Here is a 10,412-nt window from a genome sequence, read left to right as displayed (position 1 = left end):
GCCTACCCGCACCCGGTAGACAAAGTCAGCCTCATCGAGACGCACATTTCGCAAGTCTTCCTGGCCGGCTCCTTTGCTTACAAGGTGCGCAAGCCTGTGCACCTCGACTTCGTCGATTTCTCCACGCTGGCCGCGCGTAAAGTGGATTGCGAGGCCGAAGTGGAATTGAATCGCAGGATGGCGGCGGCGCTCTATCTCGGCGTGGTACCGGTCGTGGCGGGGCCATGCCAGCGCGATGTCCGCGTGGAAGGTACTGGCGAGGCGCTGGAGTTTGCGGTGAAAATGCGCCGCTTCCGGCAGCGAGACCTGCTTTCCGCCATGGCGGAGACAAATCGGCTGACCGGTCTCCATATCGAAACGCTGGCCCGCCGGCTTGCGGCGATCCACTTGGCTGCGCCCGTGGCCGGCGACGGCACCGGCCACGGCACGCCGGCGCGGATCACGGCGGTGATGGAACAGGCCTTGGCCGGCGTCGCCGCTCTCGCCTCCGGCACGGCTGCGGCGGCACGCGTGGCGGCGCTCCTGCGCGAACGGGCCGCGGCCCTGCAGCGCGCGTTTGCCAAACGGCTGGCAAGYGGTCATGTGCGGGAGTGCCACGGCGACCTGCACCTTGGCAATATCGTCATGATCGATGGCGCGCCCACGCCTTTTGACTGCCTTGAGTTCGATGCCGGGCTGCGCTGGATCGACACGATCAGCGATACCGCCTTTCTCTTCATGGATCTGCTGCATGCTGGCCGGCAAGACCTTGCCTATTGCCTGATCAATACCTACCTGGAATGCAGCGGCGACTATGCCGGCCTGACCGTGCTGCCGTTCTACACGGCGGTGCGCGCCGTGGTGCGCGCGCGCGTGCTGCTTGAGCGGGCGCGCCAGCGCAGCGTGGGGGGAACCAGCACCGCCGAACAAGCGGCGGCGACGCAGGTGCGCTGCAACGATCTGCTTGCGCTGGCCTGTGGCGTCCTGACGCGCCGGCCGGGCGCGATTATCATCATGCATGGCCTCTCCGGCAGCGGCAAAAGCACCGTTTCAGAGCAACTGGCGCTGGCCGCGGCCATGGTCCGCGTACGCTCCGACGTGGAGCGCAAGCGTCTGCCGCGTGGCAACCCCACGCTGCGTCATGATCATTACTCGCCTGGCGATACCGCCCGCGTCTACCGGCGGCTGCTGGGAATCTGCCGGCTTGGCAGCGGCGCGGGCGTTCCGATGATCGCCGACGCGACCTTCCTGGCGCGCGAGCAGCGGCTGCGTTTCGCATCGCTGGCCGCGCGCCGGGGCGTGCCTTTTTCCATCGTCGATTGCAATGCCGACCTGGCTACCCTGCGCGAACGCATCGCCACGCGCGCGCGCCAGGGCGGCGACCCGTCCGACGCGGACCTTCAGGTGCTGGAGTGGCAACGGCGCGCGCAAGAGCCATTGGGCAGCGACGAATGGGGCCATGTGGTGCGCATTGCCGGCGCCGGATCAGCCGGCTGATGCGGGTCAGGCCGCGCGATCGATGCCGAGCCGAGCCCGAAGCGATATCGCTGAACGAGGACCAGGTGCCGTTGCCGGCGCGGAATGCTGGGCTTTCCCGTCAGCGCCATAACGCAGTAAGCGCGGTAAGCGCAGTAAGCAAGGGCGCTGAGGCAACAACGCGGTAGCGCGCGGGCGCGGCGGCTCAGGCCTCTTTCGGCGAAAGCCACGCAGGCCGCTGCGCGCTCCCGGCACGTCCGTTCGCGGCTTCCACCTGGTCCGCGAAGGCGCGCAGGTCCGGCAGTGCCGCCCCGCTGGCCACCTCGCTCTGGCGCAGCGCCAGTACCGGCGACGACGGCGCCGCGGCCAGGCGGGAAACCTCCGCCGCCGCAGTGAAGGCGCCTTGCCGCGCCATCACGCAGATCACCGAGGTCTCGCAGGTCAGCGGCAGGTGGTCGCGCAGGAAGCTGCGCATGGGAGCGGCAAGGTGGCCGACCCAGACGGGCGCGACGATGACAAGCCGCCGGCACTTGTCCAGCGCCGGGCCGGCGTAGCGGTAGCCTACGCGCCGGTGCAGCACGATATCGAACACGCAGCGCGCATCGCCCAGCAAGCCGGCGCGGCTGGTCTGGTCGCTGACCTCCGCGAGCGGCCAGCCCGAATACGCCGCCAGTGCTTCCGCGGCCTGCCGGGCCGTTCCGGTGCGCGAGTAATAGACGATCAGGATGTCTTCCATCAATGGCTCCTCAACGCTGGATCCGGGTAGTCCGCGTGCCGGCCAGCGACAGGTTGATCATGATGCTGGCGTACTGCATGACATTCCCGCGCCGCTGGTGTGCCAGCAACCAGTCTGGGAAGCGTCCGGAGGGGGACCATTGATTCACGTCAAGCCAGTTGCCACGCTTTTGCCCGCTGACGCCCCGTTACGCCGCGGCCGGGGGCGCATGCACCAGCAGTACCGGCTGGCGGCATTGCCGCACCAGCCCCTCCGCCACGCTGCCCATCAGCAGGCGCCGCACGCCGCGTCGCCCGTGCGTGCCCACCACGATCAGCTCGGCATGCGTTTGTTGCGCCGCCTGCTCGATCGCGCTGGCGACGTCGCCCAGCGCCAGCGGCTCGTCCACGATCAGCGTCTTGCATGCCACCTGCTGCGCAGCGGCCTTGGCCTTGGCCTCGTCCAGCAGGGACTGCCCGCCTTCGAGCAGGCTGGCGCGCAGGTCTGTCAGGTCGACATAGCCAACCTCGTACCTGAGGTAGCTGTTATCGATGACATGCATCACGGTGACTTCCGAGCCCATCGCGGCGGCCAAGTGGAGAGCCTCCGCCAGCGCCCGGTCGGCCGATTCGCTGCCGTCCACGGCAACCAGGATCTTGCTGTACATCCTCTACCTCCCGCACCCGCGGCAAGCCCGCTTTCAACATTTCCAGTCTGGACGTCCGCGCGAAGTCCATGTTGATTTGGATCATGGCTTGCGCAGCTTTCCGGGGGCACCGCCTTGCGTGCCCCGTTGACGTGGATCAGGCGCCGGCGGCCGGCATGGCCTAGCATGAAATCCGGGCGCCTCATGGTGAGGCCGCGGAGGATGGCAATATGCAGGATTCAATGCGCGCGATGGTCTTCGACGGCGCCGGACCGGTTCTGCGCCTGGCACGCGTGCCGGTACCGCGTCCGGGCCCTGGCGAGGTCCGTATCGCCGTAAGCACTTGTGGCGTGTGCCGCACCGACCTGCACATTCTCGACGGCGAACTCGCGCACCCCAAAAACGCGCTGATTCCCGGACACGAGATCGTCGGCAGGATCGAATCCTGCGGCGAAGGCGTGAGCGGCCTCGCCCCTGGCGACCGGGTCGGCGTACCCTGGCTCGGGCAGACCTGCGGGCACTGCGGCTTCTGCGCGGCGCAGCGCGAAAACCTGTGCGACACGCCCCAGTTCACCGGCTATACGCGCGACGGCGGCTATGCCGAGTACGTCGTGGCAAACAGCCGCTATTGCTTTCCCATCCCGGAGCGCTACGACGACGTGCATGCGGCGCCCCTGCTGTGCGCGGGCCTGATCGGCTACCGCACGCTGCGCATGGCCGGAGACGCGCGGCGTATCGGCATCTACGGCTTCGGCGCGGCGGCCCACCTGGTGACGCAGATCGCAGTGGCGCAGCAGCGCGAAGTCTTCGCCTTCACGCGGCCCGGCGACCCCGCCGCCTGCCAGCTCGCCCGCGACACCGGAGCCTGCTGGACGGGTCCCAGCGACCAGCCCGCGCCACGGCCGCTCGATGCCGCGCTGATTTTCGCGCCGGTCGGCGCGCTGGTGCCGATGGCGCTGCAAGCCGTCGCCAAGGGTGGCACGGTGGTCTGCGGCGGCATCCACATGAGCGACATCCCTGGCTTTCCGTATCGCCTGCTATGGGAGGAGCGGTCGATCGTGTCGGTGGCCAACCTCACGCGCGGAGATGGCCTCGCATTGATGGGGATCGCGCAGGCCACACCGCTGCGCACCGCCACCACCGTCTATCCGCTGGAGCAGGCGGGTGCCGCGCTGGACGACCTGCGCGCGGGCCGCCTGGCCGGCGCGGCGGTATTGCGCGTCGCCCAGGCTGCTTGACGTACGTCAATACGCCAACTGTGCCGCGCCTTATGCTGCTGGTGGACGCGGCGCCCATGCGCGCCCGCCTTGCGACATCCAGCCCGGAGGCACGGATCATGTACCAGAAAATTCTGCTCGCGGTGGACGGCAGCCGTTCTTCGGAACTGGCCCTGAGCCAGGCCATCACGGTCGCCAAGGCGACCGGCAGCGAGGTAAAGGTGCTCTTCGTCGCGGACGACAGCGATATCCTCTTCTCCGTTGGCAGCTACGATCCCGACAAGCTGATGGAAGGTATCCTTGCCGTGGGGCGCGACGCGCTGGCGGCCGCCGCCACGCGCCTGGCGGAAGCCGGCGTTCCGCATACGACCAAGGTCCTCGAGACGCCCGTTTCCCCCGGGCAGGTCTCCGCTACCATCGTGGAGGAAGCCGACCGCTGGGATGCGGACCTGATCGTGGTCGGCACGCACGGCCGACGCGGCTTCCGGCGCCTGGTCATGGGCAGCGTGGCTGAAGGCGTGGTGCACAAGAGCAACAAGCCGGTGCTGATGGTCCGCAGCGAGATCCCGGAGTGAATGCGCAACGGGGACCGCGGGCCCCATGCCGGCGGCACCTGTCCGCCGTATGGACAAGATGGATGGCTGGAATACAGGAGCCGATCCTTTGACAAGCACGCCACAGTGACAAGCGCTCCACAGTTAAGGGGCCGACCGCGCCCGACGTTTCCCCGACCGGCCATGCACGGGCAGATGCGTGGCACTTCCTTTTTCCGCCGCAACGGCGCGGCCGTGCGCGGAATCGTGGCCGGCTTGCTGGGCGCGTGGGCCTTGAGCTGCCATGCGGGCACGCTGGCCGCGGATACCACGCTCTGGTTCTCGCAGGGCCGCCCCACCGCCGAAGCACGGCAGGCGGCCGATATCCTCGCCGCCGCCGCGGCCGACGGGCTGGAACCCCGCGACTATGACGCCGGGGACCTGCGCCGCGCGCTTGGCCAGGCGGCGGACGGCCCGCCGCTGGCGCCTGAAGCCGTGGACTTGCTTGACGACAGGCTGACGGCGGCGATGGAACACTATCTCGCCGACCTGCACGGCGGCCGGGTCGATCCGCGCACGATCCACGAGAATTTTGCCGCGGCGCCGGACGGCCAGTTCAATCCGTCGGCCTACCTGCGCGCAGCCGTCGCCGGGCACGATCTGCCCGAGGCAGTCCAGCGGGCGGCGCCGGCGTTCCCGCTCTATGGCACCCTGCGCGGGGCGCTTGCCCGCTATCGCGCGCTGGCTGGCCATGCGGCCTGGCAGGCACCACTGCCACCGCTGCCGGGCAGGAAGCTGGTGAGCGGCCAGGCCTACGCCGGCGTGCCGGCGCTGACGCAGCGCCTGATCGCCCTCGGCGACCTGCCCGTGGACACGCCAGCCCCGGAACGCTACGAAGGCGCGATGGTGGATGGCGTCAAGGCGTTCCAGGCCCGCCACGGGCTGGACGCGGACGGCGAGATCGGCGCGGGAACGTTCGCCCAGCTGAATGCGCCGGTCGCCGGCCGCGTACGGCAGATCGAGCTGACGCTGGAGCGCCTGCGCTGGACGCCCTTGCTGGAAGGCCCGCGCATGATCGTGGTCAACGTGCCGGAGTTCGTGTTGCGTGCCTACGAGGTCCACGACGCCCATGTCCAGGTCAAGGCGGAGATGAAGGTCATCGTCGGCAAGGCGCTCGACACGCGGACACCGCTCTTCAAGGAGGACATGCGGTTTATCGAGTTCAGCCCATACTGGAACGTCCCGCCCTCCATTGCGCGCGCGGAGACCGTGCCCAGGCTGCGCCGCGACCCCGGCTATTTCGAGCGGCAAGGCTTCGAGTTCGTCGGTGGCGACGGCAAGGCGGTGACCACGCTATCGGCGGCCAGCCTGGACGCCGTCCAGCGCGGGCAACTGCGCATCCGGCAGCGGCCGGGACCGATGAATGCGCTTGGCGACATCAAGTTCATCTTCCCCAATAACGACAATATCTACCTGCATCACACGCCCGCGCCCGGCCTGTTCGCGCGCGGCCGGCGCGACCTGAGCCATGGCTGCATCCGTGTCGAGGAGCCGGTGGCGCTGGCCAGCTTTGTGCTGCAGGACACACCCGGCTGGACCGAAGCGCGCATCCGCGAGGCCATGGAGCGGGGACAGTCCAGCACGCTGCGGCTGCCACAGCCGCTGCCGGTGGTGCTCGCGTACGGCACTGCCATCGTCAAGGCCGACGGGCGCGTTTATTTCTTCCCCGATATCTACGGGCTCGACAAGGTGCTGGACGAGGCGCTGCGGCAACGGTCCGCCAGCCGGCGGGCTTTTGCCTCGGCGCCAATGCGCCCACAATCGCCGTATTAGTCCAGGGAAAAGCGTCCGATGACCAAACCGCCGAGCGAACCCCGCCGCCTGTTCCTGAGCCGCACCGGCAAGCTGGCCCTGGCCGGCGCCGTGCTGCCGCTGGCGCCTTTGCCTGCCCTGGCAACGCTGCCGGACGCCCGCGGCCTCGCCTTCGACCACACCCACACCGGCGAGCGCATCGCCGTGGTCTACGCCGTGGGCGAGCAGTTCGTGCCCGAGTCGCTGGCCGCGCTCAACCGGTTCCTGCGCGATCACTACTCCGGCGAGGTCGGCGTCATCGACCCGCAACTGTTCGCACTGCTTTACCGCCTGAAACAAACACTGTGCTGCGAGGCGCCCTTCCAGGTCATCTCCGGCTATCGCAGTCCGGCCACCAACGCGCGCCTGCGCAAGACGCGCGGCGGCGGCGTGGCCAGCCATAGCCTGCATATGGACGGCAAGGCCATCGATATCCGCCTGCCCGGCGTGCCGCTGGCCGAGCTGCGCGATGCCGCCCTGTCGCTGCGTGGCGGCGGCGTGGGCTTCTATCCGCAAGAGCAGTTCGTGCACGCGGACACCGGGCGCGTGCGCGACTGGTAGTCAGTCGGTCACCTCCGGTCGCCCGGCGACGGCGCAATGTCGCTGCTTTCTCCTCGATTGCCTCGATTGCCATGATCGCCGCTCCGTCCCTTCTCAGGCCAAATAATTGATATACAATTACATCAATCGAAATATGATGACCTGGGCACTGGCCGGCTGACGCTTCCGGGCTGCATACCGGCTAGCCCTGGCTGGCGAAGGACAGGTATGCGGATCCGGCTGTCAGGCGATGCTCCCGAGTTCGGCGCTGCGGTGCGCCGCGGCCTGGATGGCCTCGACGAACAGGGCCTGGAGATGGTTCTTTTCCATGGCGCCGATGCCTGCGGCAGTCGTGCCGCCGGGCGAGGTCACCCGCTGGCGCAGCGTGGCGGCTGCCTCGCTGCTGCCCCGCGCCAGCGCAGCGGCGCCCAGGAACGTCTGCTGCGCGAGCTGGGTGCCCTGCCAGGCCGGCAGGCCGAGCTTTTCCGCGGCTTGCTCCATGGCTTCGATGAAGTAGAAGACATAGGCGGGGCCGCTGCCGGACAGCGCGGTGATGGCGTCCAGCTGGTCTTCGCGCTCCACCCACGTGACCTCGCCGACAGCGCCTGCGATGGTATCCGCCATCTTCCGGTCGGCTGACGACAGGGTCCTGGCCGCCGCCATGCCGGTGATGCCCTGGCCGATGAGCGCCGGTGTGTTCGGCATCGCGCGGACCAGGCGCGGGCGGTTGCCGAGCCAGTCCGCCAGCGCCTGCAGCCGGATGCCGGCTGCCACGCTGATCACCAGCGCATCACCGAGGCATTCGCGCAGGGATTCGCAGACTACGCGCATGACTTGTGGCTTGACGGCAAGGACCACGACGTCCGCATCCGTGAGCGTGCGATCGGCGGCGGGCAGTACCCGGAGCCCATACTCGCGGGCCAGGCGCTCGCGGATGCCCTCGACGGGATCGATGACGGTCAGGTTTTCCACGGCGGCGCCATTCGCCAGCACGCCGGCAATGATGGCGCTTGCCATATTGCCGCCACCGACGAACACTATTTTGAGCTTGTTCAGCATTTCATCTCCCATCTCGTTTGCATCATGCAAGCGAACAACAATCCCCACTGCGCGCGCCACGGGCCATGCCCTGCCGCGCGCGTGAGCACCAAATACGACAGGATCGACAGTGGAACCAAAATCAACCCGCGCCCGCAAGCCGGCGGYGACAGTCAATGAAGATCAGCCGGTGGAAAAAACCAGACAACCGGATCCCACCGATTCGGCCCTGTTTGTCGGCTCCACCGCCAAGACCTTCCGCGTTCTGCATGCCTTCGACGGGCCGATCCGCCATATGACGCTGGCCGATATCGCCAAGGCCGCGCAGCTCGACCGCAGCGCGACGCAACGCATCGTCTATACGCTGGAAACGCTCGGCTACCTGCGCCGGATCGCGGAAACAAAGACCTATGGCCTCACGTCGAAGCTGCTGCAGTTCTCCTTCAACTACGTCCGCGCCAACGAACTGATCGACAAGGCACTGCCCTACCTGCAGGACATCAACCGCACCGTGGGCGAGACCACCAACCTGCAGGAACTCGACGGCCATGAGATCGTGTTCGTCGCGCGTATCCTGAGCCGGCATCTGGTCAACATGGATATTGCGGTGGGCAGCCGCTTGCCCGCGTTCTGCACGTCGTCCGGCACCGCGATCCTGTCGCGTCTCCCGGAGGCGGAATGCGAAGCCATCCTCGGCGCGTGCGAACGCGTCGCCATTACGCCGTACACAGAGGTGCATCTCGGGAAACTGCGCCGGCGCATCCAGCATGCTGCGGAGAAAGGCTACGCGATCATCGCCAACGAGACGGTGATGGGCGATATCTCCGTGGCGGCGCCCATCCTCGATCACCGCGGCCGTCCCGTCGCCGCCATCAATATCTCGGTGCCGACCTCGCGCTGGACGCCGGAAAAGGTGGAGTCCGAGCTTGCCAAGCACGTGCAAGTGGCCGCGACCTCGATCTCCAAAGCCAAGTTCACGGAGTACGGGCGCTGATACGCCGCCCGCGCGCGGCGGCGTGCCCAGGGCCACCGGCCCGGCCCGCCACCCGCGCCTGGCTTCAGGCGTACTCGTAGGCTTGCAGCAGGCGTTCGAACTGTTCGCGCAGGCGTGCGCTGGTTTGCGCTGCGGCCGGCAGCAGCGGCTCCAGCAGATCGGGTGCATCGACCCCGATCACCTGCAGCACGGACTTCATCGGGCCAGGATTGGTTTCCGAAAACACCAGGTCGATCAGCGGCATCAGCTCACGGTGCATCAGCAGCGCTTCCTGCATGCTCCCGCCGCGCACAAGTTTCATGAGCAGGCGCCAGGTCTTGGGCAGCATGGTGGCCGTGCTCAGCACGCCGCCGCGCGCACCGGCGCCGATATGCAGCGGGAACAGCGTGTCTTCGCCGCTCATCAGGGAAAAGCCCTCGTCGATGCCGGCCGCGATCTTGAGGAACTGATAGAGATCCGGATTGCACGCCTTCATGCCGATGATCCGCTCGTGRCGCGACAGTTCATGGATGACCTTGGGATCGATGGCAATCCGCGTGCGGTACGGAATCTCGTAGAGCAGGACCGGCAGGGGCGACTCGTCGGCGAACCGCATGAAGTAATCGCGGATGCCTTGCTGGGTGGGATTCGTATAGTAGGGCGTCACCACCATCACCGCATCCACGCCGGCCGCGGCGAATTCGCGCGTGGCATCGAGCCCGTCGCGCAGGCCCGGCGTCAGCACGCCGGCAACGACCGGCATCCTGCCGGCAACATGGCTGGCAGTCAGTTCCGCCATCCGCACGCGCTCGCGCTGCGACAGCGAGCCGAACTCGCCCGTGCCGCCAAGCGGCACCACACCGTCCGCGCCCTGGCGGATCAGGTAGTCGAGCAAGGCCCGGGTTGCGCTCTCGTGAACCGAACCGTCGGGCTGGACGGGCGTGGGAATGGCGGCAAAAATGCCTTGCACTTGCTTGGAGTCAATCATCGTCTTGTCGGAGAGGTGCCGCACTGGCGGCTGGTTATGCGGTTATGCAGTTATGCGGGTTAAGCTGGTTGCGCGGGTTATGCAGCAGGAATGAAGGGGTCAGCGGTCCGCGCTACGCCGGCGCAACCGGTCCGCGGCCATGATCACCACGGCGATAAAGACAAACAACAGGCTCGACACCGCGGCAATCGTGGGCGAGACGCTCAGGATCACTTCGTCCCAGAACTGCTTGGGCAAGGTCGAATCGAGACCGCCGGTCACGAACAGCGCGATGGTCAGCTCGTCAAACGAGGTCACGAAGGCAAACAGGAACGACGACAACAGACCCGCGCCGAGGATCGGGAACGTGACGTAGCGCATGGTCTGCCAGGGGCGTGCGCCGAGGCTCTGCGCAGCCTGGTCCAGGCGGGTGTCGTAGTTCTTCAGCACCGCCATCATGGTCATCACCACATAGGG

Annotated in this window: 11 protein-coding genes; 6 read left to right on the top strand and 5 right to left on the bottom strand. The window is 67.6% G+C overall.

All coding sequences use genetic code 11. The annotated features are described in order from the left end of the window. Positions 1 to 1,476, top strand: a 1,476-nt coding sequence (locus AC1DKD_RS33970) for a bifunctional aminoglycoside phosphotransferase/ATP-binding protein (RefSeq protein ID WP_477144247.1), incomplete at its 5' end; no start/stop codon positions are given. Positions 1,477 to 1,660: 184 nt separating this feature from the next. Here AC1DKD_RS33970 and AC1DKD_RS33965 read toward each other — a convergent pair. Together AC1DKD_RS33965 and AC1DKD_RS33960 are read right to left on the bottom strand one after the other, a co-directional pair. Then, positions 1,661 to 2,191: a flavodoxin family protein gene (locus AC1DKD_RS33965; protein ID WP_441633912.1), complete on the bottom strand. Its 531-nt coding sequence runs from the start codon at positions 2,189 to 2,191 to the stop codon at positions 1,661 to 1,663. Positions 2,192 to 2,378: 187 nt separating this feature from the next. Continuing rightward, positions 2,379 to 2,837 carry a universal stress protein gene (locus AC1DKD_RS33960; protein WP_441633908.1) on the bottom strand — a complete coding sequence of 153 codons (459 nt, stop codon included), beginning with the start codon at positions 2,835 to 2,837 and terminating at the stop codon, positions 2,379 to 2,381. Between the two features lie 209 nt (positions 2,838 to 3,046). Between AC1DKD_RS33960 and AC1DKD_RS33955 the strand changes: the two genes are divergently transcribed. The 4 genes from AC1DKD_RS33955 (at position 3,047) to mepK (ending at position 6,978) form a co-directional block, all read left to right on the top strand. Next, a complete protein-coding gene (locus AC1DKD_RS33955; RefSeq protein ID WP_441633906.1) occupies positions 3,047 to 4,054 on the top strand; it encodes a zinc-dependent alcohol dehydrogenase family protein in 1,008 nt (335 codons plus the stop codon). Positions 4,055 to 4,152: 98 nt separating this feature from the next. Beyond that, positions 4,153 to 4,608: a universal stress protein gene (locus AC1DKD_RS33950; protein WP_045237098.1), complete on the top strand. Its 456-nt coding sequence runs from the start codon at positions 4,153 to 4,155 to the stop codon at positions 4,606 to 4,608. Between the two features lie 174 nt (positions 4,609 to 4,782). Then, positions 4,783 to 6,399, top strand: a complete 1,617-nt coding sequence (locus AC1DKD_RS33945) for a L,D-transpeptidase family protein (protein ID WP_441633904.1) — start codon at positions 4,783 to 4,785, stop codon at positions 6,397 to 6,399. Between the two features lie 18 nt (positions 6,400 to 6,417). Next, positions 6,418 to 6,978 (top strand): peptidoglycan L,D-endopeptidase MepK, encoded by a 561-nt coding sequence (gene mepK, locus AC1DKD_RS33940; RefSeq protein WP_441633902.1) that lies wholly within the window; start codon positions 6,418 to 6,420, stop codon positions 6,976 to 6,978. 222 nt (positions 6,979 to 7,200) lie between these two features. Here the strand turns inward: mepK and proC are convergent, their stop codons facing one another. Then, positions 7,201 to 8,016: a pyrroline-5-carboxylate reductase gene (gene proC, locus AC1DKD_RS33935; RefSeq protein ID WP_441633900.1), complete on the bottom strand. Its 816-nt coding sequence runs from the start codon at positions 8,014 to 8,016 to the stop codon at positions 7,201 to 7,203. A 109-nt stretch (positions 8,017 to 8,125) separates the two neighbouring features. Here proC and AC1DKD_RS33930 point away from each other — a divergent pair, with 109 nt between their 5' ends. Then, positions 8,126 to 8,989: an IclR family transcriptional regulator gene (locus AC1DKD_RS33930; RefSeq protein WP_477144246.1), complete on the top strand. Its 864-nt coding sequence runs from the start codon at positions 8,126 to 8,128 to the stop codon at positions 8,987 to 8,989. A 64-nt stretch (positions 8,990 to 9,053) separates the two neighbouring features. On the opposite strand, the gene dapA is transcribed toward AC1DKD_RS33930, so the two are convergent. After that, positions 9,054 to 9,956, bottom strand: a complete 903-nt coding sequence (gene dapA / locus AC1DKD_RS33925; protein WP_441633896.1) for a 4-hydroxy-tetrahydrodipicolinate synthase — start codon at positions 9,954 to 9,956, stop codon at positions 9,054 to 9,056. 99 nt (positions 9,957 to 10,055) lie between these two features. Continuing rightward, positions 10,056 to 10,412 (bottom strand): ABC transporter permease (locus AC1DKD_RS33920; protein WP_477144245.1); only part of this gene is annotated, 357 nt, incomplete at its 5' end.

Source organism: Cupriavidus sp. 05T313 (assembly GCF_056396665.1).
Note: the sequence above shows the minus strand (reverse complement) of the source record. Positions and strands in the feature narration are given on the sequence as shown.